The organism is Vibrio sp. STUT-A11 (genome assembly GCF_026000435.1).
In the GTDB taxonomy this organism is placed as follows: domain Bacteria; phylum Pseudomonadota; class Gammaproteobacteria; order Enterobacterales; family Vibrionaceae; genus Vibrio.
On record NZ_AP026763.1, the window covers coordinates 1,911,568 to 1,934,547 of the forward strand.

Sequence of the window (22,980 nt, forward strand, 5' to 3'; positions counted from 1 at the left end):
GGATTATGTTTCACGTTTATTTCACACCCTGCGTGATAACGTTGCAACGCACAATTATTAAATCTATCAAATAAGTAAATATGAGAAGTAACTTTCATCGAGCCGTTTTTGGACCACTACAGCCAATTGCTGTTTTTTCTTTATTTTCAATCACTTTTTTATCTCTTTCACGAATATTATTACTCTTTTGGCAATCTGACCGAATCGAATCAGTTCAAGATTTAATCTATATTCTCAGCCAGGGCGTACGAGTTGATGTCGCCACATTGTGTTGGTTATTTATTCTCCCTGCTCTTCTCTCTGCGCTGCTACCTTTAAGCGGAAAAATAGGTAATGGCTGGAAATGGATACTACGCCTGTGGATGGTCGCAGGCCTTTGGATTTTGGTCTACATGGAGTTAGCCACCGCACCGTTCATTCAAGAGTATGACCTACGCCCTAACCGCCTGTTCGTCGAATACTTAATTTATCCTAAAGAAGTCATGAGCATGCTCTGGACAGGATATAAACTAGACCTGTTCATTGGGGCAGCTGGTACGGCTATCACTCTCATTTTAGGTTGGAAATGGAGTAGAAAACTGACTGATTCTGCACAGCAGATCAACTGGAAGTGGCGTCCTTTGTTGGCGATTCTGGTTGTACTTATTGGTGTCGCAGGCGCACGCTCTTCTCTTGGTCACCGTCCTCTCAACCCAGCGATGGTTGCCTTCTCTAGCGATCCTCTCTTGAACGATTTGACCCTCAACTCCTCATACTCACTGCTGTTTGCCGTCAACAATATGAAATCGGAAAAGAGTGCTGAGCAGTTTTACGGCAAGATGGATAGCCAAAAAATGCTGGAGATTGTTCGTGGATCGTCGAAGAAGTCGGATTTTAACCCTGAACTATTGCCAACAATGAATCACAATGCTGCGACTTACAAAGGAAAACCTAAAAATTTAGTTATCCTGTTGCAAGAAAGTTTGGGTACGCAGTTTGTGGGCGCTTTAGGTGGCCTCCCATTGACACCAAATCTGGACAAATTAACAGAGGAAGGCTGGTTATTTACCCAAATGTACGCCACGGGTACGCGATCAGTACGAGGCATTGAAGCGGTGACGACTGGTTTTCCACCATCCCCTTCACGTTCGGTTGTGAAATTGAGCAAAAGCCAAACCGGCTTCTTTACCATTGCAGATTTGTTGAAAAATCAAGGTTACCACACCCAGTTTATCTATGGCGGTGAGGCAAACTTCGACAACATGAAGACCTTCTTCTTTGGTAATGGTTTTGAACAAATTGTTGAAGAAAAAGATTACCGAAACCCCGGCTTCGTTGGGTCATGGGGCGTAAGTGACGAAGACCTATACAACAAAGCTGATGAAGAGTTTGAACGGCTGTCTAAGGATGACAAACCATTTTTCAGCTTAGTGTTCACATCAAGTAACCACAGCCCGTACGAATACCCTCAAGGTAAAATTGAGCAGTATGACGAGAACTACATGACGCGTAACAATGCCGTGAAGTATTCAGATTACGCGCTTGGCACCTTCTTTGAAAAAGCAAAGAAATCTGGCTACTGGGATGACACCATATTTATCGTGATCGCCGACCATGATGCTCGTGTATCGGGTGCTAACTTGGTACCAGTAAAACACTTCCATATCCCTGCATTAATCATCGGTAAAGGGATTGAGCCTCGAAAAGACAATCGGATTTCTAACAACATCGACATGCCACCAACACTGCTTTCGCTGATTGGCGTTGATGCCAAAAGCCCGATGATTGGACGCGATCTGACCAAGCCGTTAGCACGAGAAGACGAACGCGCTATGATGCAGTACGACAAAAACTTCGGTTACCTAACGCGAGATAACCTCGTCGTGTTTTCTCCTGGAGAAAAAGTGACCACGTTGTCATACAACTTTGAGAACCAGACAATGAAGCCGATGGATGTTGACGCATCTATTGTTGAAAGAGCAAAAGCAAATGCGCTGTTTGCATCCAAAGCGTATAAATACGGTTGGTACACTTCCCAATACTAGACGTATCTTGGGTAACATTGTTTCAAAGGGGAGCTATTTCGCTCCTCTTTGTACATTTAAAATGTAGTCAGCTTTTCAACATGACGAGTATAGGGCGTATAGAAAAACAACATTTTTTATGCACGAAACTCAAAGTGCATTATTATTCACTATAAAAGACTAAAAATATCATTTTAATTTCCATTCAGCCATTCCCATTAGGACTTCAATAAATTAGACTCAAGTGAAAACCAACAGCTGTGTAGAAGACAAAAAAGGAATGGCAATGAGCTCAAGTATGATCCTTAGCGAGTCCCTGATCGAAAGCGGACGAGATATCCCACTAACAGAACTCCTGTACGCAAAACGCGTGCTTGATAACTACATGGCAGTGGCGAAGGATAGTAGCCCTCTTGAACTGCTTGCAGAAATGAAAACTGCCGCACAACAAGTTGAATACTTCAAAACTGACGATAACCCTTGTGAAGCTCGTAATGTCATCAGCAGTATGATCGATGAGATTGAAAAGGCGACAACTTTCTCTGAGTTCAAAACTTTCGCGAGTAAACCATCCCTGGCGTTAAACGAATTAATTGAAGATCGTGCACAATTAATTAAACGTGAAAGAGAGCTGCTACTGGCATCTGGCTACGACGCGTCACGCATTTAATTAACATTTCAGCCGGATCAAAAAAAGGAGCGCTCAGTGCTCCTTTCTCTGTGATATAGAGTTGTCAGATCGGCTTATAACCCCATATCTTCACTCATTTCTTTGATCTGTTTTAAGTCCATTTTATGAACTTCAATAAGTTGATCAATCTGACTTAATCGTGATGTGGCCTCGTCATGTTTATTACACGCATCAGATTTCACATCCCAAGATTTGCCTTCTAAGTACACATCGCACTCTTTCTTTAGCTTGCTAATTTTCGGCAGCAAACTTTCACGCTCTTTTTCTAAGGACTCTAACTCTTGTGAGACTTTAAGCTCTTTTTGGAAGACTTCGCGCGAACGCTCAAGCATTGTCGCCTGTATACCACTCTGGCGAGTCAGTTTTTCGTTCTCGGATTTAGTGGAACTAATCTTGTCGTTCTGCTGCTTCACCTGTGACTCAAGTGACAGGTTAACCTTTTCAACTTCGGTCAATTGCGATTGGAGCGCTTGCAACTCTTTTTGATGCTCGGCTTCTTGTTCTGCAAGAAGTGCTGTTACTTTGTCTTCGACTTCTTTATCCAAGCCTTCTTCACGGACTTTCACTTGCGAGACTAGCTGCGTTTTGTCCTGAGCAAGTGCCTGGTATTTTTCTTCTAAGACTTGGTAAGTCGATTCCCATTTGTTTGCGGTCAAAACTGAACCAACTAAGCCACCCACAGCTAAGCCTAAGACCGCAGCAATTGCGATATAAACCTGAGTGCGCTTGTCACGCTGTTCTATCACAACCACGTCTTCATGTTCTTCACTGTTATTCTGAGAACTCACCGTATATTACTCCAAGGAATCTTGTTATTTTGCTAGCGAATCAGTTCCGCGACCATTATCGATGCGGTGTAAATCAGGAATGCGCCTATCAAAATAATGATGGTCGCTTTTTGGACTTTTTCATTGGTTCGATAACGAAATAGCACAAACGCTAACGCAATCAAAACCGCTATGGCTAACAATCTGGTCATACAGCCTCCTTGTCCGATTGTGGTTTTGTCTCTCTACGGCTAAAACCACAAAAGTTTATTGTAACCTATTTATTTATTCCTCAACGTCAACATAACGTAGATTTTAAAGTGAGTGCGGGTGTTTTGATCAATTTTGTGGTCTTAATTGAACTACTTACCTAGAGTCACAGAATAACCATTCCCTGACGCTATGGAATATTCTGTCAGCATTACTCTGCAAAATAGTGCAGTTTATACGATGTATAGCGCAAAACGACTGGCTACTCATGATTAGAAGCGCTCTTTGCGAATAATTATTTGAAAAATAAATCCGCATTGGGTGTTGAAATGGTCAAAAAACATGATAGAGTTCTCACGTTAATGGTGACCAGCATCATTAACTAACCTTTACTCACATAATTGAGTAATTGTTCCGAAGAAGACTGCAGGAGAGTAGTTACCAACCAATATTTAACATTTGGTTAGCATAACTCGCCGAAGAATTAACTATTTCAGGTGCTACCTAGGTAGCGGGGACTGTAGTTGGAGGAACCTCTGGAGAGAACCGTTTGATCGGTCGCCGAAGGAGCAAGTCCTGTGTCATACACAGGGTGAAACTCTCAGGCAAAAGGACAGAGGAGTGGAAAGTTGTAACCTAACTATTTGGCGTTCCCGTCTTTTAAATAGCTTAGTTCTATTAGAGATCTTGTATCTCGCCCTTTCCCTCTTCTCCTTATTAGTTGTTTTTTTAAGGGGAAATCATGAACGACCTACAATCTTTACTGCAAACCATTGATAACTTTGTCTGGGGCCCACCACTATTACTTTTGCTCGTGGGTACCGGTGTTTACTTCACTTTTAGCCTAGGCTTGATCCAGTTTAAACATCTGCCGACCGCATTAGTGATGGTATTTAGTAAAGATAAGTCATCTGATAAACAGGGTGACGTTTCTAGCTTTGCAGCGTTGTGTACTGCACTTTCAGCAACTATCGGTACTGGTAATATCGTTGGTGTTGCAACTGCAATTAAACTTGGTGGTCCGGGTGCGTTGTTCTGGATGTGGCTTGCAGCCCTATTCGGAATGGCAACCAAATACGCTGAGTGCTTGCTTGCCGTGAAATACCGCCAAGTTGACGATAAAGGCCAAATGATTGGCGGCCCGATGTACTACCTACAACATGGCGTTGGATCTAAAGCACTGGCGATCATGTTCGCGGTATTTGCATTAGGTGTGGCTTGTTTCGGTATCGGTACTTTCCCTCAAGTGAATGCGATTTTGGATGCGACAGAGATTTCTTTCGGTGCTGACCGTGAGCTATCTGCCTTCATCCTGACTCTGTTAGTCGCTTTTGTTACTTTAGGTGGTATCAAATCTATTGCTAAGGTCGCGGGTAAAGTTGTACCAACTATGGCTGTATTCTATGTCTTGGCGTGTCTTAGCGTGATTATTATGAATGCAGACCAACTACTGAATGCGATTGAATTGGTGTTGGTATCAGCCTTCACTTCTACTGCAGCAACTGGTGGTTTCCTGGGCGCAAGCATCATGCTGGCTATCCAATCGGGTATCGCTCGTGGCGTTTTCTCAAACGAATCTGGTTTGGGTAGTGCACCAATGGCAGCGGCTGCGGCGAAAACTGATTCTTGTGTCAAACAAGGACTGATTTCCATGACAGGTACCTTCTTCGATACCATCATCATTTGTACCATGACTGGCCTTGCTCTGATCCTGACTGGCGCATGGCAAAGTGACTTCTCAGGTGCAGCAATGACGACTCACGCGTTTGCCGTTGGTCTGAACGCAGAGACATTTGGTCCAATGCTGGTATCAATCGGCCTGATGTTCTTCGCTTTTACCACCATTCTCGGTTGGAACTACTACGGCGAACGTTGTGTTGTATTCTTGTTCGGCACTAAAGCGGTACTGCCATACAAACTGATTTTCGTTGGTTTAGTCGCTTCAGGCGCATTCCTGCATCTGGATATGATTTGGATTCTGGCTGACATCGTAAACGGACTGATGGCAATTCCTAACCTGATTGGTTTGATTGCTCTACGCCATGTTGTGGTAGAAGAAACTAAAAGATTCTTTACGCCAGTGACATCGACTCAAGGTGATAAAGTGACTGCATAATTCTTTACCATTCTAGAAACACTCACAACTCAATGCGAAGCCTAACAGCTTCGCATTTTTTTGTTCCAAATTACTCAGGCTGAAACAAATACTTCACCTCACCGCCAATTAAACCGTTCTAAACTTATGTCTGTCTGAATAAGTAGATGGTTTAGTTGTTATGCAGGAACAAGCAATAAGGGTAAAAGCATCAAGATGACTGGACACATTCCTCGTGAAATACAGCACATAGAGCAACTCGCGGAGCAATACCCTCAACAACTACGCCTGCACCTTCTCGATGACATTTACCATAAAGGGAACTCGCAACCTATTTACGCACTGGAATTAGGTTCAACTGACAGCAATGCACCTTGTCTGTTTTTTACCGGCGCGATCCACGGTGTAGAACGAATTGGTAGCCAGATAATTCTCGCCTTTCTAAAAAGTTTGCTGAGACGGCTGGAATGGGATCGACAACTTAAACAATCTCTGAATAACTTGCGTATTATCGCGATTCCCGTTGTTAACCCTTGGGGTGTGGCACTTAAAAAGCGTGCAAATCACAATGGCGTGGATTTAATGCGTAATTCACCGATCAATAGTGATAACCCTGTTTACCACCTTTATGCCGGACAAAGTTTTAGCTCATGCTTGCCTTGGTATCGAGGAAATCCAAACGAAATGGAACAAGAGCTCCAGGTATTGTCGCGCTACGTTCTCAATTACGCTAAGCAATCTCGTACCACCATTGTTTTGGATCTGCATAGCGGATTTGGTACCCGCGATCGACTGTGGTTTCCTTATGCTCATCAAATCAACCCGCCAAGTAATCTCGCTCAATATTATTTACTGTACAGGCTATTTCGCAAAAGCTATCCGCATTATGAACTCTATCAGTTTGAGCCTCAGTGGCATCAATACACGACGCACGGCGATTTCTGGGATTGGATGCTGCACCAACATCAAGCGCAATCAAAACATCACTTCTTGCCGCTTACTTTGGAATTAGGATCATGGCTGTGGGTGAAGAAAAATCCAATTCAAATGCTGCGATTTAGTCAGCTTTTTCATCCAACTAAATCCCACCGTATCAAACGGGTTCAGCGCCGTCATAGCACTTTTTTAAGCTATTTAATTCAAGTGCTTAATAATGATTTGATAGCCAACATGGATGCGAATGTAGAAAAGAAATATACGGAAAAGGCAAAAAAACTATGGTACCGATAGTATTAGTGAGAGGGTTGTTAAGAGAGAGTGGTCATTGGCAAAGTATGCTCAATATACTGACAAAAGTCTCGCCAGAGCTGATTCTCATTACGCCTAACGTACCTGGTAATGGAGAAAAGTATCGTGAACTCAGTCCGCTGAAGATTGAACAGATGCTTCCATCCATGCTCGAACAAATCCCTAGCCAGTGTGAGCGGTATCACCTGGTCGCCATTTCAATGGGCTCCATGCTTGCCAGCCACTGGGCACATACCCTACCCGATAAAGTTGCCAGCTTAACCCTGATCAATCCGAGTTTTTCTCGTTACAGTCCGTTTTGGCGCAGAATCAACATCAAGGCGCTGTTCAGCATCGCAACTTCTAGGTTAAAAGGAAGCAATGCTTTCCAACAATCGATTCTCAAATGGACCAGTCCAGTCAGTGTCATCCAGCCTGACGTTCTCGCGCACCATATCAAGCTCGCTCGACAACACCCCGTCAGTTTCAGCAATACTATTCGCCAGCTTTGTGCGGCAGCTCAGTTTAAAGGCCAAGGTTTACCACCCGCTTGCCCGAGTCAAGTTATCGTCAGCACAGCAGATAAACTGGTTGATAGCCGATGTGGGGAAGCAATCGCTAAAGCCTGGCAAATCGAAATAGTACATTTTGATTGTGATGCGCACGACTTGCCATTAGCAAAGCCCCAAGCACTTACCGATTACCTACTCCATTGGCTAGAGAGTGTTGAACTGGCGAAAAATGATTCCTAATTGGATTGTATTGATTACCCAGCGGTTTTCTTCTAAACATATGCCTTAGTAATAACCTGATTTCGTTTCATTGACGAATTAGGGGTTTATTTCGTATTACAAAGGCTCCACTTAATATGAACAAAGAAAGAATCTCTGAGGTCATATGCCATTCCCACGAATCTCCATCTTAGATCTAGCGCCCGTTGCAGAAGGCTCCAACTATACGGAAACCTATAAAAAGTCGGTATCCCTAGTCCAGCATGCAGAAAAACTGGGCTACCACCGTTTTTGGCTGGCAGAGCATCACAACATGCCGGATATTGCCAGCGCAGCGACTTCTGTGCTGATGAGTCATATTGGCGCTCAAACTCAAAGCATTCGTCTTGGTTCTGGCGGCGTCATGCTTCCTAACCACGCACCTCTAGTCATTGCGGAGCAGTTTGGCACATTAGAAGCTCTGTATCCAGGGCGCATTGATCTCGGACTCGGACGAGCGCCGGGAACCGACTACCCGACCATGCATGCCCTGCGCCGAGACCCAGAAAGAATGGACCCAGAGTTCGCTGAATTGCTCGAAGAGTTACAGTTCTTTATGGGCCCAGTCTCCAAAGCCCAACCTGTAAAAGCCTGCCCTGGCGCAAATTCATCGGTTCCAATTTGGTTACTGGGCTCAAGTACGTATAGCGCGCACCTTGCCGCCGTTAAAGGACTGCCCTTTGCCTTTGCTGCACACTTCGCACCAGATGCAATGCTACGCGCGTTGGATATTTATCGAACTAATTTCCAACCATCAGAGCAACTTGATAAACCTTACGTGATGATTGGCGTTAATATGGTCGTTGCCGAGACCACTGACGAGGCAAATTATTTAGCGACGACGGAATATCAGAAATTCTTGCAGTTGATTCGCGGTGGTCAAGGTAAAATTCCTGCCCCTGTTACCGACATGGATCAGCTCTGGCAACCACATGAAAAGAATCAGGTCACTCATCAGCTAAGAGAGTCGATTCACGGTGACAAAGCCCTTGTATTGGAGAAACTCAACTCGCTGCTAGAACGTACTCAAGCGGACGAAATCATTGCCCACTCGATTATCTTTGATCACGAGAAAAAACTGCGTTCCTATGAACTGCTCGCTGAGCTAAAAAGCGAACAAATGCAGTAACCAGAATAAAAAAGAGCGACTAACCAGTCGCTCTTTCACTCATCTGTATGAAGACTACTTGTCTTCTAACATCAACTTAATGCCAAGCCCCACCAGCACTACGCCAGTCGTGCCTTCCATCCAGTTCATAAAGCGTGCACTCTTGAGTAAGTTTTTCGCCGACGTTAATGCTCCAGCCAAACCACATTGCCAAACCATGGCGATAACAAAGTGGATTGCTGCCATAAAGGTCGACTGTAAAAATGCCGAGCCTTCAGGGTTAATGAACTGTGGTAAAAATGCGAGATAGAAAACCGCAGTTTTTGGGTTTAAAACATTAGACAAAAAACCCTCTCTCAATGAACGAGAGAAGCTGAATTCGTGACGGGTAATTCCCCTAGAAGCATCTTGCGGTGCTGCCGTGTTGTTCCATAACCCTTTCAGCGTCGTAAAGCCTAAGTAGATAAGGTAAGCCGCACCGACCATTTTAACCAGATGGAACAATTCTGCAGACTGGGCAAGGATCGCAGAAATACCGATCGCGGAAAATGTCGCGTGAACAAATAATCCAAGGCAAATACCAAGGCTAGTGACCGCTCCATCAGTAAACCCACCCCGTGACGAATTACGAATGACTAACGCGGTATCCAATCCCGGAGTGAGCGTCAGTATGGTTATAGCGATTAAAAACGCTTCAAAATTTTGTATCAAGCTTACATCCACCAAGCAAAGAGAGAAACTTCTCCTTTATTGTCATATTTACGCTGTTATTTCAATGAATTTTGACTGCTTACCCGTAAAATCCTTTCGCAGATGTTGATAAAACAAATTGGAATAAATCCAACTTTCTGCGTGAATCACTTGGTAAGCCTTTGTAGGGTTGGTAAACTTTTGTTTTCTATAGTCATGGAAGGCGGCACATGAGCGCATTCGAAAAACTCAAAAAACACTCATTAAAACTCTCAAACTTTCAACACCTCGCGGCAATCTGCGGCTGGGATCAAGCGGCTGTAATGCCAAACGGAGGCAGTCAGGCTCGCTCGGAAGCTATGGCAGAGTTGTATGTTCATATGCATAACCTACAAACGCAGCCACAACTCTCAGACTGGTTTGCGCAGGCAGAGCAAGAGACGCTAAACGCTCAAGATAGCGCGACACTTCGCGAGCTAAAACGTAACTGGCAGCAAGCGAATGTTCTGCCAGAAGACCTGGTGCAAGCAAAATCCCTAGCAGGTTCTAAGTGTGAACATGCTTGGCGTACTCAACGTGGTGAAAATGATTGGCAAGGTTTTGAAAAGAACTGGGCCGAAGTCGTAAAACTGTCTCAGGAAGAAGCCCAAATCCGCGCTGAAGTAACGGGTCTTTCCGCTTATGATGCAATGCTTGATATTTATGAACCGGGCACAACCACTGCATCATTAGACGTTTTATTCAGCGACGTAACAACTTGGCTTCCAGAAATGATTGACCAAGCGATCGAAAAGCAATCTGCAGAGAATTTCATTGAGCCTAAAGGCACCTTCTCGAGCGATACACAAAAAGTCCTGGGCTTGGATGTGATGAAGCTTCTGCAATTCGATTTCGAACATGGCCGACTCGATGAAAGTGTCCACCCATTTTGTGGTGGCGTTCCCACTGACGTTCGTATCACCACACGCTATGATGAAAGTGAGTTTGTTCAATCTCTGATGGGTATTGTCCACGAGACAGGTCATGCTCGCTATGAGCAAGGCTTGCCGAAATCTCTCGCTGGGTTACCGTCTGGCCAGGCTCGTTCTATGGGAATTCACGAATCTCAATCTCTGTTCTTTGAGATGCAGATTGGTCGTAGTAATGCGTTTATTGAGCATTTAGCACGCCTTGCTGGCGCTCACTTCACCGAGCACGATCCTAAGTTATTCTCTCAAGACAATTTCCAAAAGCTGTACACGCGTGTGAAGAAAGACTTCATCCGTGTCGATGCCGATGAGATGACCTACCCTGCTCACGTTATTTTGCGCTACGAGATAGAGCGAGATTTAATGAATGGTGACATCAAACATACTGATGTACCGGAGTTATGGGATCAGAAAATGCAAACCTACCTGGGCTTGTCGACCAAAGACAACTTTAAGAACGGTTGCATGCAAGATATCCACTGGACAGATGGCGCGTTCGGTTACTTCCCGAGTTACACATTAGGTGCGATGTATGCGGCTCAGTTCATGGCGGCAATGAAGAAAACGGTAGACGTTGACGGCGCTATCCAAAGTGGTGATTTAAGCCCTATCTTCACATGGCTTTCAGATAATATCTGGAGCAAAGGCAGTCTTTTCACAACTGAAGAATTAGTGCAACAAGCAACAGGTGAAACTCTGAATCCAACCCACTTCAAACATCACTTGGTCAATCGATATTTATAAGAGCCAGTAGTTAGGTGTCCGAATGGGCACCTAACTCAGAAATCACATTAGGCTTGAACCAAATACTGACTCTCCACCCCAATAAAATGGCGTACGCCGGAGCTTTCTTTCGGTCGATGCTCTGGATGAAAATCGATTCAGAAAAATACTGAAATTACAAATACAACAGCGTTAGTAAAAAGGAAATACCATGAAATTTGCGATGTTAGGTGCAGGAGGCATCGGTTGTTATTTTGCAGCCCGACTCATTGATGCTGGCCATGAATGTGTATTAGTTGCAAGAGGTGAGCACTTAGAAGCTTTGCAGACTAATGGTCTGCACCTGGAGCACCCTGATTTTCAGTATCATGGCTCAGTTGAAAGCACCGACGTTGCGGGTTTATGCCAGAACTATGATTGTGACCGTTTTGATTTGTTAATCCTTGCAGCAAAGAGTGGCGCAACAGCATCAATACTCGATGAAATGAAATCTTGGTTAGCACAAGGAAATACGCCCGTTTTGTCGATTCAAAACGGAGTAACCAATGAAGAATTGATTAAGCTTCAGATTGGTCAGGAGCGGACAATTGGTGGCCTGGGAAATTATATCAGCGGCCATATTGAAAGTCCGGGTCATATCAAAGTGCAAGGAGCAGGACAAATTGAGTTTGGTGCCTGGCCGAACATGGAAAGCAATCCAACAATGGCGGAGTTTTGTCATACATTGGAGGCTGTTTTTATTAATGCCGGTATAAAGACTCGTCTCTATGATGATGTCCGTTATGCGCTATGGCGAAAACTCGTTTTGAATAATGGTGTCAATCCTCTGACCGCATTGACTGCGCAGAAAACAGGCCTAATCACCACAGATCCCATTTTAAGTCGTACAGTTCGTAAGATGATGGAGGAAACAGCGAGAGCGGCAAATGTGGCTGGCGTAAAAATATCTGCTAAAGATGTGGAAGAGATGTTTGATTTGATAAGCAATTTTGGAGATATCAAAACGTCCATGCAAGTCGATATGGAACGTGGCCGTAGTTTGGAAGTCAACGAAATCTGTGGCCCTGTGATTGAATATTGTCGAAAAATCAGCCAGCCTGCAGAAACGACTGAACTGATTTACAGATTGCTGGTCAACGCCGACGAATTAAGCATAAAGCCCGTACAATTCTGACGTAAACCTTTTGCGCTAGTTAACGGCAACAAAGCCCGCAACATCATGTGCGCCGATATCGCATTCACAAAATCAGGCCGGTAGTAATTTGAGGGTAAATTCCTCCTGTGTAACAAAGGACATCCAATAATGTCCTTTTCCTTACACATCTCTATTTAGGCTTTTTCTGCCGCAATGGCTTGTGCGCTACGTTCAAGAGTCAGTTGAATCCGTTCACACATACCAGCCAGTATGTCTTTCTGTTCCGGTAAAAAATCAAACTCATCTAATCTCGATAACAGTGACTCATTAGCAATCTGGAGCACTGGGTCTTCTTTACCATGAAAAGCATTGAGGTACGCATTTGCCAGTGCCTCTTGCCAGTATGTCAGTTGTGGATCCAATCCCCGGTCAGCCACTCTTCGTACAATGCGATGCAAACGCATGGAGACATGACCAAGGTTTAATCCCGTTAATGCCAGATCGGTAATATTTCGTTCTGAATATAGTGCTTTATCATAAGTCGAAATCCTTAATAACCGATCCCCCATACGTGCATTGAACCATTGCTCTGGCGAGGAGTGTTTGTCCATATCAATTAAGTCACGCAGAGTCGCTTTCATCAGGCGAGACTGCATGAGTGGCAAGCTTGGGCCTGTGACTAGTTTGAAAATCCAGTAAAGCACCGTTACACCAACAAAAACGGCCAACCCGTTACTCATCGTTGTACTAATGTTGAGTGATCGTGTCATATCTGTACTTGGCATAACGAATCTCGATTTTTGATGTTGGCGTAATTGAAACAGTTTGTTAGGACAGTTTAGTACATTCACTATACAACCCAATGAACGTAAAAAAAATAGCGGGTTAAACAGGTTGGAAATGACAAGTTTTAGAGAGCTATCCTCCCGAGTGAAAAGAGGCCCAATCCCCGTATCGCTTCACTTATCCAAATAAAAAGCCCCCAATAACCGTGTACTATTGGGGGCTTTCTAAATGTGAAGCGACTACTTAGAAGTAGAAGCAAAGAATAGAAATGACCGTTAAAAGTAACGCACTAATTAAATTGCTGGAATTAACCGTGGATTATATAAGCAGGCTTCACCTTGAGGCCTGGTTTTAAATCGGCGGTGTAACCACATGTATTGGCTAGGGCTCACCATAATCGACTCTTCAACAATTTTATTGATAAAAATCGCCGCGTTTCTGGTGTCACCTTTGGGAAATCCGTCCACAGGCTTCCTGATTGTTAGCGTGTAGTGCCCATCATCCCCTCTTACCATAGTAAACGGCACAATGGCACAATCTGTTGCATCGACAAGTAAACTGGTTCCTGTTGTGGTACAGGCGTTCTTAACAGCAAACAACGGTGCAAAGGTCGATCTTCTGGTTCCATAATCATGGTCTGGAGCATACCAAACTCGGTGTCCTGAGTTCAGAGCTTCAAGCATACCTCTGACATTTTTTCGACCAATCAAAGTACGATTAGAGCGAGAACGTCCTTTGTATTGAAAGTAGTCAAAACATGGATTGTTATTCGGCCGGTAAACACCTGTTCCTGATTTTTTAATGCCAAACGCACGTGCTCCTAGCTCTAAATTCATAGAGTGGACAGCAAGCATTAATACCCCTTTACCCTCTTGTTCTAACGCTTCTAGGTGCTCCATTCCTTTTATCGTGACATGCTTATTAACTCTCTTATCTGACCAAAACCAAGCCATTGCTGTCTCAAACAGGGCAATACCAGAATTATCGATATTTGCGTTGAAAATGGCTTCGCGCTCATTCTCCTGCATAGATGGAAAACAGAGCTCTAGATTTCGCTTTATCGTGACTTGACGCTTTTTCATTATTCGCATCGCTAAGCGACCTATATTGCGCCCCAAAGCCAACTGAACTTTAAATGGAAGCAGGCTTAGTAAATACATCAACCCGATTGTGAGTAACGTTCCCCAGTAACGTGGAAGTAGGAACTGAGCCTGAAATTTGGGCTTTTTTTGTTGGTTCATGAGAATATCATCAGATGTGTCCATCTATAAGTGATTAAAAATTCAAAATATAATTGCATGTACATTTATCATTGATTAGGCGTACGGTCACAGTTCTAGCACGCGTATTTTATGCTTCTCCGACACACTACACAGTAAAACCATTACAGAATTAGGAAGGGTATGTGAACGCGCTAACCACGATAAGGCACGTTAACATTGAATAGAGTAATTAATCTACTGACTTTTATGAACTTTTTGCATAAACAGAACTTTCCTACCCCAAAATTCGGTAAGCAGAAAAATAACAACAAACATTATCGCTATTAGTTTCAACCGATAAGATAGTTTTCTAGAGTCTCCATTGGGCGGATTATTACAATATCCCACGGCAATCTCGTTTTGAGTTCAATTGCGATGTAGGACTAATGTAGTCACTCTCTCTTTGGGGCAAGACCAGTAGTAGTAAGAGCTGAACATGAATGATTGGAACACCAGTAGGAAACGATGCCGTGCTCATGAAGGTGAGACGGCAACGTCAAAGTGAAGCGTTTAATGCAGCGTTTTCGCCGCCTTATGATGTTCTTCAGAAATAACAAAATAGATATGCATATCAATAGGTTCAGGTGTGTTGAGTAGCATTTTCCCAACCTCACGCTGAAAGTGTCTATAATCGCCAAGCTCGTCAGTTAAACCTAATTGCAGATAGCTCGATTCACTGCTAAACATGCCGTAAGCATAATGATGATCGTGGATATCTTTTTGTTTATCGTAACCAAGTTGTAGTAAAGCAAAATCAATTTCATCGGGAGCATACGTGCTTTTATCGCCAAATTTGCTAAGCAATATACTGGGAACTTCTTGAGCGATGCTCTGGATTTTCGTTTTTCGCTTAAAAATACCGAACATAATGTCCTCCAATGACGACTCATCTCAAACTGCAATCACCATGCAGTTTAGAGATGGATAAGTTCTACATGACTCGAATTTTCCTAAACAGTCATCAGGCCATATTAGCGTGATCACATAATAACCTTCAAATGAAGTTAGATGTGTTTCAATAATGTCTCATCAAAAACCCTAATTTAGTCACAGTTATCCAGTCACGAACGTATTCCAAAGACAAAAAATCGAGGATGTATTTATTGTTCATATCAATGAGCAGACATTAAACTTGTTTAAAGTCACATTTCGTATCGACATCTAAATCGATTTGAGTTAGCTTTAGATGTATAGACGTCTAGATGACTAGAATTAGGGAGAGAAAGTCGTGCCAATTAGAATTCCAGATCAATTACCTGCAACTGACATACTAAGGACAGAGAACATCTTCGTGATGAGCGAAACTCGAGCGGCAAGTCAGGAGATTCGTCCGTTGCGAGTACTGATTCTGAATTTGATGCCTAAAAAGATTGAAACTGAAACCCAGTTTTTACGTTTGCTCTCGAACAGCCCTCTTCAAGTCAATGTCGAGTTGCTACGAATTGATGACCGTCCAAGTAAAAATACGCCAACCGAACACTTAGATAATTTTTATCGTCAATTTGAGATGGTCAAAAATAAAAACTTTGATGGTTTAATCATCACTGGTGCGCCACTTGGGTTAGTACAGTTTGAAGATGTGCTTTATTGGGACCATTTAAAGACCATCATGGAGTGGGCTAAAGATCATGTGACCTCTACCCTTTACGTGTGTTGGGCAGCACAAGCCGGGTTAAAATTGCTTTATGATCTGCCAAAAAAAACGCGTAAAGAGAAACTTTCAGGTGTTTACCACCACCAAATTCATCATCAATTTCACCCAATTTTACGCGGCTTCGATGACACATTTTTGGCGCCACACTCTCGCTATGCAGATTTTTCACCTCACTTCCTTGAGGAACATACCGACCTAGAAATTTTGGCGACGTCCGACGTGGCCGGAGTTTATCTAGCGACAACCAAAGACAAGCGCAACGTATTTGTTACTGGTCACCCTGAGTATGACTCTCATACTCTCCACAATGAGTACATTCGTGATTTGGGTGAAGGAATGGAACCGGCAATTCCTGTGAATTACTACCCGAACAATAATCCGGACAACCCACCTACAGCAAGCTGGCGAAGCCATGGACATTTGCTGTTCGCGAACTGGCTTAACTACTGTGTTTACCAACAAACACCGTACGATCTTGATCATTTTAGTGAGTCTGCTTTCACTAAAGACGACTAATTCAAAGACTTAACTTTGTGAACCTAGCCGCCATACGGCGGCTTTTTCATATCAGTTTGCAAACCCGCTCGCATAGTAATTTTTCGTCAATAGGTTTTTATTTCGCAATTCTTATCATGCTGTGAGATATAGGCTTATAGGCGCGGGAAATGAAAACGATTAAGCTGGGCACACTTTTGCTGATGACTCAATTTTCACTGCTGGGATGCGTTACCGTAAAAGAAGACGGGTCTCCGATCGTTAAGCCTGACCCTATCGCTATGGCAGAGTCTCGTATCGCTCTAGGCTTGGGTTATCTGGAAGGTGGCAGCACTATCCGTGCTCATGACAATTTACAACAAGCACTTATCCATGCACCTAACTATTACCGCGCACAACTTTCCATGGCGCACTATTACGAGTCCGTCGGTGAAGAGTCAAAAGCTGAACAGATGTACAAACGAGCACTTCGTCAACATAACAAAAATGGTAACGTGCTCAACAACTACGGCACGTTTTTGTGCAAACGCGGAGAATATACGAAAGCAGATCGCATGTTTACACAAGCCATTGAGCAACCCTACTACTATTTGATTCCGGCGAGCTATGAAAACGCAGCGTTCTGTGCTCTCAAATCAAAAGAAAACGACAAAGCAAGATACTATTTTACTCGTGCTATCGAGCACGATCCCCACAGACCCAAATCGATACTACAGCTAGCGAAACTAGAAATCGATTCTGGTGAATTTACTGATGCAAGAATTCGGTTAATGCGCTTTAATCAAATGTATGGAGTAAAAAAAACGTCACTAAAACTGATGGTTGAGCTGGAACGTGTAGCCGGAAACGAAGCTCTAGAACTGAGATATAAAACACAACTCGATCAAATGTAGCATACCGGTAGAATACGCCCCTAAATTCTACCTTTAATGCCAACAAGGTATGGCGATATATTGTAGTATCCAACTTTGTTTTCTAGCTTTTATTTCGACCTGCATTTTTCTGCTTCATTTTGAGTTGCTTATCTTTTCGCCGTAACGCTCTAAAAAATTTAGACTCTTCGTGGTACCAGCCTAATACGCTGACAGGGAATCCCACCAGCATCATGATGAACAGATCCGCTGGTAACTGTTCTGTAATATCCTTAAAGGAATGCAAGTCGCCAAAAATGAATAAACCAATCACTTTACCGACCAGCAACGCACAACAAATCATAAAAAACGACTTAAATATATAGTGCCATTTGCCTTTTTTACGTTCCTCTCGCCAGTAACTGTATTTATGCTCGCGGTTATACATTCCCCCTCCCAACGTGACATTGTCACTCAGTACATAACCACTTGGTTTCAGTGCACTGTTGCACTTTAAGCATAGTTTGAATCACAGCGCATTGCTGTCCAAACTCGCTGAACAGCCTAAAACTTAAAATTGACTTGAGGTACATGATCAGGATGAGCTGGCTATTGAAAAACGTGCAACCGAAGCCGTGGCTCATACTGGAGGGGAGCGCTGATGTGAGTGGGCTATTGCTTCCTAAAGACCCAGATAGGACCAATCAGGAGAAATTGTAAGTCTTCGTAAAATGAAGGCTTGGTCCCTTCTATTTTATGCCCGATGAATTGCAGCATCCAAAGAACACCAAACATGAGAAGCGATAAATACAGAACAGGAAGTTGTAGGATTTCTAATGACCAAATTAAGCCAATACACGCCAATGTATAACCCAACATCATCATGAATACACTGAGAGAAAGCCGGTAATAAAACACCCAAACGGGTATAACAGCTAGCCACACCCAGTTTATTTGAAAGCCGAAAACTGGGATTTGAGGAATCGACCAAACCAACCCAACCACAGAGAGATAAATACCCGGTACCGCTACAGCGTGGATTTTTCGATTGATTGGGTTTTGATGACTTTCTCCATAGGCTTTGAGCCAGTCAGATAGTGCTCTCATATTGTTCCCCTTTTTACCCTAATACTTTTTATATAGTCCGTAGTTAAAAAAGGCGCGAGTTTTTCAGCAACACGAGCTCTAAATTCGTTTCAATCTTTGTGGCAAGAGGTTATACAAACTATTTTACCTGCCGAATAGTCTATGTTCCCTCTCCATTACTCAAACTGTGGCAACAAGCTCTTTAATGCCTCATTAAGCTTTAACTTTTCTTCATCAGACAAGCCATGCATAAAGCTTCGTTGAACCTCAACATGTTCAACAATCAACTTATCAATAAGCATCAAACCCTTAGCCGTCAATTCAACCGTAACACTGCGTCTATCTTCCTTACTATGTTCTCTGACAATTAAACCTTTCGTTTCCAGCTTATCTAATCGGTTGGTCATCGCTCCGGACGTGAGCATCATTGACTCGATCAAGGCTGAAGGCGTCAAACAGTATGGCGCTCCTGCTCGGCGCAACGTAGCCAGTACATCAAATTCGCCCATTTTAAGGTCATACTGTTTATGAAGCTCTGCGACTCGAGTCTCCATGTGTTTGGCAATTCTCATTAGTCGCCCCATGATGGCCATCGGCTGTGTATCGAGCTCTGGCTTTTCTTTAAACCACTGCTCTACCAGTCTATCAATTGCGTCCATTTCTCACTTCTCTCCAAAGCAACGCGGCTTGTCTAATTACTTTAACATGAAGATACTTTACAAAAAGTAACCTAAGGCGTATCTTTGCACTTAATTATCTTAACGTAAAGATATTTGACATGAACATTTTACTCGCCATGATCCCAGCGTTTTTCTGGGGCACGACTTATGCGGTTACGCAGTATACGGTGCCAGATTGGCCTCCTATTCTGCTGGGTGTCCTGCGCGCGCTGCCCGCGGGCTTACTGCTGCTGGCGATAAAGCCGACATTGCCGAAAAAGCACGAATGGAAAGCCCTGCTTGTATTAGGCACGATCAACATCGCGCTGTTCTTCTGCCTTGTCTTTGTCATGGCACTCACACTGCCTGCGGCGATTTCAGGCGTGGGTATGGTTTCATTACCCGTATTTGCGATGCTGTACAGTTGGGTGGTCTATAAACGCCGACCTAACGCGTTACAGGTATGCCGAGGCCTTGCTTTGGTTGTACTCGCGTGGCTGCTATTTAACCCGGCAACCATCACACTCAATCCGGTTGGTTTGATCGCCATGCTTTCTGCAATTATGTGTATTGTGATCGGCAGCAGCGTTACTAAAGCACTCGGTACAAGAATGCATTGGTGGACGGTCCTGACTTGGCAGTTGATCATTGGTGGCGTGATTCTGACCATTGTTTCTGGTGTGATGGCGAGCCTCGATCCGGAGCCATATCTCAGTGCGGTACGAAATACGTCGCTTACTAACATCCTGGGGCTGCTTTGGGTGATCATTCTTAATACCGCATTAAGCTACACCATGTATGTTTGGCTACTACAAAGAATGTCGGTCGTTGACTTTACCTTTGGCAACATCATTAATCCGATTGCCGGTATTTTATCTGGCTTGTTATTGCTTGGAGAAAGTTTCACACCGCTACAATATAGCTTAATGCTGGGTATGATCCTTGTGTCGCTGCTGCCACAGCTCGTGATGAAGTTTTTCAAGTAGGCATGACCAACCTTATTTCGGACAGTACAGATTGATCAAAAAAGAGGAAGTCACTGACTTCCTCTTTTTAATTAAGGCTCGATTTGTTTACCGGGTATTACGCCAGCTCAAGAATGATTTTTTCCAGTTTGTCTAAACCTTCGTTCAGTACTTCTGACTCGATAGTTAGTGGCGGAAGTAGACGAATAACGTTCGCTTTTACCCCACAAGAAAGCAGAATGAGACCGTTCTCTTGCGCTTTAGCAATGACCGCTTTAGTCATATCTTGCAGAGGCTTGCCAGTTTCTGGATCAGTAAATTCAATCGCCATCATCGCGCCAGTGGTACGGATTTCACCAATCGCAGGTACAGATTTTTGCAGCTCAGTCATACGTGCATTAACCACTTCGCCAATGCCCATTGCTTTCGCACACAAGTCTTCTTCTTCGATGATTTTCAGCACTTCCAGACCTGCAACACAACCCAGTGGAGAACCAGCATACGTGCCACCTAAGCCACCTGGAAGTGCAGAGTCCATGACATCGGCTTTACCAACCACAGCTGAGATTGGGAAACCACCCGCAATGCCTTTCGCCATGGTCATTAGGTCAGGTTCAATACCCAGGTATTCGGTCGCAAGCATCTTACCCGTACGGGCAAAACCTGTCTGGATTTCATCGGCAATCAGCATGATACCGTGCTTGTCACATAACTCACGCAAGCCTTGTGCAAACGCTTCAGGCGCTTTGTAGAAACCACCCTCGCCTTGTACTGGTTCAAAAATGATCGCTGCAACGCGTGAAGGTTCGATATCACAAGCAAACAGATCATCGATCGCTTGTAGGCTTTGCTCAACGCTGATGCCGTGGAACGCATTTGGGTATGGTGCGTGGTAGATTTCATTCGGGAATGGACCAAAGCCTGCTTTGTATGGCGCGACTTTACCCGTTAGACCCATTGTCATGTTAGTACGACCATGGAAGCCACCTTTAAACGCAATCACGCCGCTACGGCCAGTGTGAGCACGTGCTACTTTCACTGCGTTTTCTACCGCTTCTGCACCTGTTGTCAGGAAGATGGCTTTCTTCTTGGTCTCACCCGGAGCGAGTTCTGTTAGCTTTTCAGCTAACTCGACGAATGATGCGTAAGGCGTCACCATTGCACAAGTGTGCGAGAAGTTGTCCAACTGAGCTTTTACCGCTTCGCTGATGCGCTTGTGAGAATGACCGGTATTAGTCACCGCAATGCCCGCGGCGAAATCGATGTACTTGTTACCTTCAATATCCCAAACATGCGCGTTTTCTGCTTTCTCTACGTAAAGCGGATATAGGGCGCCCATGCCCTGAGCAATTACCTGGCTTCTTCTTTCATGTAGTTGTTGGTTAGTCATTGTTTTGTCCTTAATTAGTTGCCGCCAAAGCAGAGATATTTCACGTCCATGTATTCATCGATACCTTGTTTTGCTCCTTCACGTCCGATGCCGGACTGTTTAACACCACCGAAAGGAGCCACTTCAGTAGAGATCATGCCTTCGTTAATACCCACCATGCCGTATTCAAGCGCTTCTGCGATTTTCCAAACACGGTGAATGTTTTGGCTGTAGAAGTACGATGCTAAGCCGTAGATCGTGTCATTTGCCATTTCGATCAGTTGTTCATCAGTTTCAAAGCGAATCACGGGAGCAACAGGGCCGAAGATTTCTTCAGACACAATCTTCATGTCATGAGTCACGTCTTTTAGCACCACTGGCTGCATGAACAAGCCATCAAGTTCTTTCAGCTCAGTAACGGGGTTCGCACCTTGCTCGATTGCACCATCAATTAACGCTTGAATACCTTGCTTCGCTGACTCGCTGATCACTGGGCCGATATTCACGCCCTCTTCCAGGCCATTGCCAACTTTAAGCTGCTGTACCGCTGCATCAAACTTAGTGACAAACTCGTCATACACTTTGCTGTGTACGTAGAAACGGTTAGCACAAACACAAGTTTGACCCGCATTACGGAATTTCGACGCCATTGCACCAGTTACTGCGGCATCGATATCTGCATCATCAAATACGATGAATGGTGCATTGCCACCCAGCTCCATTGATGTACGTTTAATATCACCCGCACTTTGCTGCATTAGCACACTGCCAACCTGAGTTGAACCAGTAAACGAAAGCTTACGAATTAGTGGGTGTGACGTAAAAATCGCACCAATCTGACGAGAGCTTTCCCCAAGAACAACTTGAAGTACGTCTCTTGGAATACCCGCTTGGTAAGCGAGTTCGGCCACTGCAAATGCAGAAAATGGCGTGGCTTCTGACGGTTTCACGATAAAAGTACAACCTGCCGCTAATGCCGGACCCGCTTTACGCGTGATCATTGCAATCGGGAAGTTCCAAGGCGTGATGGCACACGCAACACCAATTGGCTGCTTGATGGTCACCAATCGCTTGTCTGCACTTGGCGATGGAATGGTTTCACCATAAGTACGTTTCGCTTCTTCTGCAAACCATTCGATAAAGCTTGCACCGTAAAGAACTTCGCCTTGAGCTTCAGCCAACGGCTTGCCTTGCTCTAGCGTCATCAGACGTCCAAGATCTTCTTTATTTTCTAACAGAAGTTGGTACCAACGATTAAGTAAGCCAGAGCGAGTTTTCGCTGGCAGCGCCGCCCATTCTTTTTGTGCAACGCTAGCGCGTTCAATACCGTCTAGAATGTCGGTTTCAGTCGTCACTGGCGCGTAGCCAAGCACTTCGCCCGTGGCTGGGTTGGTTACCGCTGTGCCTTGCACTTCACTCGCCACCATGAACGAAAGAAGGCTTTTGTTTTTAATCTGTTCCATGGT

At 44.2% G+C, this 22,980-nt stretch carries 22 protein-coding genes and 1 riboswitch; of the genes, 11 read left to right on the forward strand and 11 right to left on the reverse strand.

Features of this window, described 5'->3' with window-relative positions; all coding sequences use genetic code 11:
* Positions 1-80: 80 nt before the first annotated feature.
* Both OO774_RS09010 and OO774_RS09015 read left to right on the forward strand, forming a co-directional pair.
* Positions 81-2,024 carry an LTA synthase family protein gene (locus tag OO774_RS09010; RefSeq protein WP_264901699.1) on the forward strand — a complete coding sequence of 648 codons (1,944 nt, stop codon included), beginning with the start codon at positions 81-83 and terminating at the stop codon, positions 2,022-2,024.
* A gap of 265 nt (positions 2,025-2,289) precedes the next feature.
* A complete protein-coding gene (locus OO774_RS09015; protein WP_264901701.1) occupies positions 2,290-2,673 on the forward strand; it encodes a hypothetical protein in 384 nt (127 codons plus the stop codon).
* 74 nt (positions 2,674-2,747) lie between these two features.
* Here OO774_RS09015 and OO774_RS09020 read toward each other — a convergent pair whose 3' ends face one another.
* Together OO774_RS09020 and OO774_RS09025 are read right to left on the reverse strand one after the other, a co-directional pair.
* Positions 2,748-3,482 (reverse strand): chromosome partitioning protein ParA, encoded by a 735-nt coding sequence (locus OO774_RS09020; protein ID WP_264901704.1) that lies wholly within the window; start codon positions 3,480-3,482, stop codon positions 2,748-2,750.
* Positions 3,483-3,514: 32 nt separating this feature from the next.
* Positions 3,515-3,673: a hypothetical protein gene (locus tag OO774_RS09025; RefSeq protein WP_264901706.1), complete on the reverse strand. Its 159-nt coding sequence runs from the start codon at positions 3,671-3,673 to the stop codon at positions 3,515-3,517.
* 524 nt (positions 3,674-4,197) lie between these two features.
* A riboswitch (glycine riboswitch) is annotated at positions 4,198-4,298 on the forward strand.
* 115 nt (positions 4,299-4,413) lie between these two features.
* Between OO774_RS09025 and OO774_RS09030 the strand changes: the two genes are divergently transcribed.
* From OO774_RS09030 to OO774_RS09045, 4 genes are all read left to right on the forward strand, one after another.
* The gene (locus OO774_RS09030) at positions 4,414-5,787 is read left to right on the forward strand and encodes a sodium:alanine symporter family protein (protein ID WP_264901708.1); all 1,374 of its coding nucleotides are present in this window, start codon (positions 4,414-4,416) and stop codon (positions 5,785-5,787) included.
* 195 nt (positions 5,788-5,982) lie between these two features.
* A complete protein-coding gene (locus tag OO774_RS09035; RefSeq protein WP_264901710.1) occupies positions 5,983-6,996 on the forward strand; it encodes a DUF2817 domain-containing protein in 1,014 nt (337 codons plus the stop codon).
* Complete coding sequence (locus tag OO774_RS09040; RefSeq protein WP_264901711.1) at positions 6,984-7,745, forward strand: alpha/beta hydrolase; 762 nt, start codon at positions 6,984-6,986, stop codon at positions 7,743-7,745. Before OO774_RS09035 ends, OO774_RS09040 begins: the two co-directional genes overlap by 13 nt.
* Before the next feature lie 145 nt (positions 7,746-7,890).
* Positions 7,891-8,892, forward strand: a complete 1,002-nt coding sequence (locus tag OO774_RS09045; RefSeq protein WP_264901713.1) for an LLM class flavin-dependent oxidoreductase — start codon at positions 7,891-7,893, stop codon at positions 8,890-8,892.
* A gap of 54 nt (positions 8,893-8,946) precedes the next feature.
* On the opposite strand, the gene OO774_RS09050 is transcribed toward OO774_RS09045, so the two are convergent.
* The gene (locus OO774_RS09050) at positions 8,947-9,582 is read right to left on the reverse strand and encodes a LysE family translocator (protein ID WP_264901715.1); all 636 of its coding nucleotides are present in this window, start codon (positions 9,580-9,582) and stop codon (positions 8,947-8,949) included.
* A gap of 209 nt (positions 9,583-9,791) precedes the next feature.
* On the opposite strand from OO774_RS09050, the gene OO774_RS09055 reads away from it, so the two are divergent.
* Together OO774_RS09055 and OO774_RS09060 are read left to right on the forward strand one after the other, a co-directional pair.
* A complete protein-coding gene (locus OO774_RS09055) occupies positions 9,792-11,273 on the forward strand; it encodes a carboxypeptidase M32 (protein ID WP_264901716.1) in 1,482 nt (493 codons plus the stop codon).
* 190 nt (positions 11,274-11,463) lie between these two features.
* Entirely contained in the window at positions 11,464-12,426 is a 963-nt protein-coding gene (locus OO774_RS09060; protein WP_264901718.1) for a 2-dehydropantoate 2-reductase, read from the forward strand.
* Positions 12,427-12,581: 155 nt separating this feature from the next.
* On the opposite strand, the gene OO774_RS09065 is transcribed toward OO774_RS09060, so the two are convergent.
* The 3 genes from OO774_RS09065 to OO774_RS09075 form a co-directional block, all read right to left on the reverse strand.
* Positions 12,582-13,157 (reverse strand): FUSC family protein, encoded by a 576-nt coding sequence (locus tag OO774_RS09065; RefSeq protein WP_264901720.1) that lies wholly within the window; start codon positions 13,155-13,157, stop codon positions 12,582-12,584.
* 309 nt (positions 13,158-13,466) lie between these two features.
* The gene (locus tag OO774_RS09070) at positions 13,467-14,414 is read right to left on the reverse strand and encodes an LpxL/LpxP family Kdo(2)-lipid IV(A) lauroyl/palmitoleoyl acyltransferase (protein WP_264901722.1); all 948 of its coding nucleotides are present in this window, start codon (positions 14,412-14,414) and stop codon (positions 13,467-13,469) included.
* A gap of 531 nt (positions 14,415-14,945) precedes the next feature.
* A complete protein-coding gene (locus tag OO774_RS09075; protein ID WP_264901724.1) occupies positions 14,946-15,302 on the reverse strand; it encodes a hypothetical protein in 357 nt (118 codons plus the stop codon).
* Between the two features lie 361 nt (positions 15,303-15,663).
* Here OO774_RS09075 and metA point away from each other — a divergent pair, with 361 nt between their 5' ends.
* Positions 15,664-16,605: a homoserine O-succinyltransferase gene (gene metA, locus OO774_RS09080; RefSeq protein WP_264901726.1), complete on the forward strand. Its 942-nt coding sequence runs from the start codon at positions 15,664-15,666 to the stop codon at positions 16,603-16,605.
* Positions 16,606-16,754: 149 nt separating this feature from the next.
* Positions 16,755-17,477, forward strand: coding sequence for a type IV pilus biogenesis/stability protein PilW (gene pilW, locus OO774_RS09085; protein ID WP_264901728.1), 723 nt, complete (start codon positions 16,755-16,757; stop codon positions 17,475-17,477).
* A gap of 82 nt (positions 17,478-17,559) precedes the next feature.
* Here the strand turns inward: pilW and OO774_RS09090 are convergent, their stop codons facing one another.
* From OO774_RS09090 to OO774_RS09100, 3 genes are all read right to left on the reverse strand, one after another.
* Positions 17,560-17,883: a hypothetical protein gene (locus tag OO774_RS09090; protein WP_264901730.1), complete on the reverse strand. Its 324-nt coding sequence runs from the start codon at positions 17,881-17,883 to the stop codon at positions 17,560-17,562.
* A gap of 224 nt (positions 17,884-18,107) precedes the next feature.
* Positions 18,108-18,542 (reverse strand): Mpo1-like protein, encoded by a 435-nt coding sequence (locus OO774_RS09095; RefSeq protein ID WP_264901732.1) that lies wholly within the window; start codon positions 18,540-18,542, stop codon positions 18,108-18,110.
* A gap of 155 nt (positions 18,543-18,697) precedes the next feature.
* Positions 18,698-19,180, reverse strand: coding sequence for a MarR family transcriptional regulator (locus OO774_RS09100; protein WP_264901734.1), 483 nt, complete (start codon positions 19,178-19,180; stop codon positions 18,698-18,700).
* A gap of 119 nt (positions 19,181-19,299) precedes the next feature.
* On the opposite strand from OO774_RS09100, the gene OO774_RS09105 reads away from it, so the two are divergent.
* On the forward strand, positions 19,300-20,166 hold the full coding sequence (locus OO774_RS09105; RefSeq protein WP_264901736.1) for a DMT family transporter: 867 nt from the start codon (positions 19,300-19,302) through the stop codon (positions 20,164-20,166).
* Between the two features lie 97 nt (positions 20,167-20,263).
* On the opposite strand, the gene gabT is transcribed toward OO774_RS09105, so the two are convergent.
* Positions 20,264-21,535 (reverse strand): 4-aminobutyrate--2-oxoglutarate transaminase, encoded by a 1,272-nt coding sequence (gene gabT, locus OO774_RS09110; RefSeq protein WP_264901738.1) that lies wholly within the window; start codon positions 21,533-21,535, stop codon positions 20,264-20,266.
* A gap of 14 nt (positions 21,536-21,549) precedes the next feature.
* Entirely contained in the window at positions 21,550-22,977 is a 1,428-nt protein-coding gene (locus OO774_RS09115) for an NAD-dependent succinate-semialdehyde dehydrogenase (protein WP_264901740.1), read from the reverse strand.
* Positions 22,978-22,980: the final 3 nt, after the last annotated feature.

What these genes read in the sequence shown, in the direction of transcription:
- OO774_RS09030 (WP_264901708.1), top strand. Translation starts at nt 4,414, where the DNA reads ATGAACGACCTACAATCTTTACTGCAAACCATTGATAACTTTGTCTGG.
- OO774_RS09055 (WP_264901716.1), top strand. Translation starts at nt 9,792, where the DNA reads ATGAGCGCATTCGAAAAACTCAAAAAACACTCATTAAAACTCTCAAAC.
- pilW (WP_264901728.1), top strand. Translation starts at nt 16,755, where the DNA reads ATGAAAACGATTAAGCTGGGCACACTTTTGCTGATGACTCAATTTTCA.
- OO774_RS09100 (WP_264901734.1), bottom strand. Translation starts at nt 19,180, where the DNA reads ATGGACGCAATTGATAGACTGGTAGAGCAGTGGTTTAAAGAAAAGCCA.
- gabT (WP_264901738.1), bottom strand. Translation starts at nt 21,535, where the DNA reads ATGACTAACCAACAACTACATGAAAGAAGAAGCCAGGTAATTGCTCAG.
- OO774_RS09075 (WP_264901724.1), bottom strand. Translation starts at nt 15,302, where the DNA reads ATGTTCGGTATTTTTAAGCGAAAAACGAAAATCCAGAGCATCGCTCAA.
- OO774_RS09015 (WP_264901701.1), top strand. Translation starts at nt 2,290, where the DNA reads ATGAGCTCAAGTATGATCCTTAGCGAGTCCCTGATCGAAAGCGGACGA.
- OO774_RS09090 (WP_264901730.1), bottom strand. Translation starts at nt 17,883, where the DNA reads ATGTATAACCGCGAGCATAAATACAGTTACTGGCGAGAGGAACGTAAA.
- OO774_RS09105 (WP_264901736.1), top strand. Translation starts at nt 19,300, where the DNA reads ATGAACATTTTACTCGCCATGATCCCAGCGTTTTTCTGGGGCACGACT.
- OO774_RS09060 (WP_264901718.1), top strand. Translation starts at nt 11,464, where the DNA reads ATGAAATTTGCGATGTTAGGTGCAGGAGGCATCGGTTGTTATTTTGCA.
- OO774_RS09035 (WP_264901710.1), top strand. Translation starts at nt 5,983, where the DNA reads ATGACTGGACACATTCCTCGTGAAATACAGCACATAGAGCAACTCGCG.
- OO774_RS09025 (WP_264901706.1), bottom strand. Translation starts at nt 3,673, where the DNA reads ATGACCAGATTGTTAGCCATAGCGGTTTTGATTGCGTTAGCGTTTGTG.
- OO774_RS09070 (WP_264901722.1), bottom strand. Translation starts at nt 14,414, where the DNA reads ATGAACCAACAAAAAAAGCCCAAATTTCAGGCTCAGTTCCTACTTCCA.
- OO774_RS09040 (WP_264901711.1), top strand. Translation starts at nt 6,984, where the DNA reads ATGGTACCGATAGTATTAGTGAGAGGGTTGTTAAGAGAGAGTGGTCAT.
- OO774_RS09065 (WP_264901720.1), bottom strand. Translation starts at nt 13,157, where the DNA reads ATGACACGATCACTCAACATTAGTACAACGATGAGTAACGGGTTGGCC.
- OO774_RS09010 (WP_264901699.1), top strand. Translation starts at nt 81, where the DNA reads ATGAGAAGTAACTTTCATCGAGCCGTTTTTGGACCACTACAGCCAATT.
- OO774_RS09095 (WP_264901732.1), bottom strand. Translation starts at nt 18,542, where the DNA reads ATGAGAGCACTATCTGACTGGCTCAAAGCCTATGGAGAAAGTCATCAA.
- OO774_RS09115 (WP_264901740.1), bottom strand. Translation starts at nt 22,977, where the DNA reads ATGGAACAGATTAAAAACAAAAGCCTTCTTTCGTTCATGGTGGCGAGT.
- OO774_RS09045 (WP_264901713.1), top strand. Translation starts at nt 7,891, where the DNA reads ATGCCATTCCCACGAATCTCCATCTTAGATCTAGCGCCCGTTGCAGAA.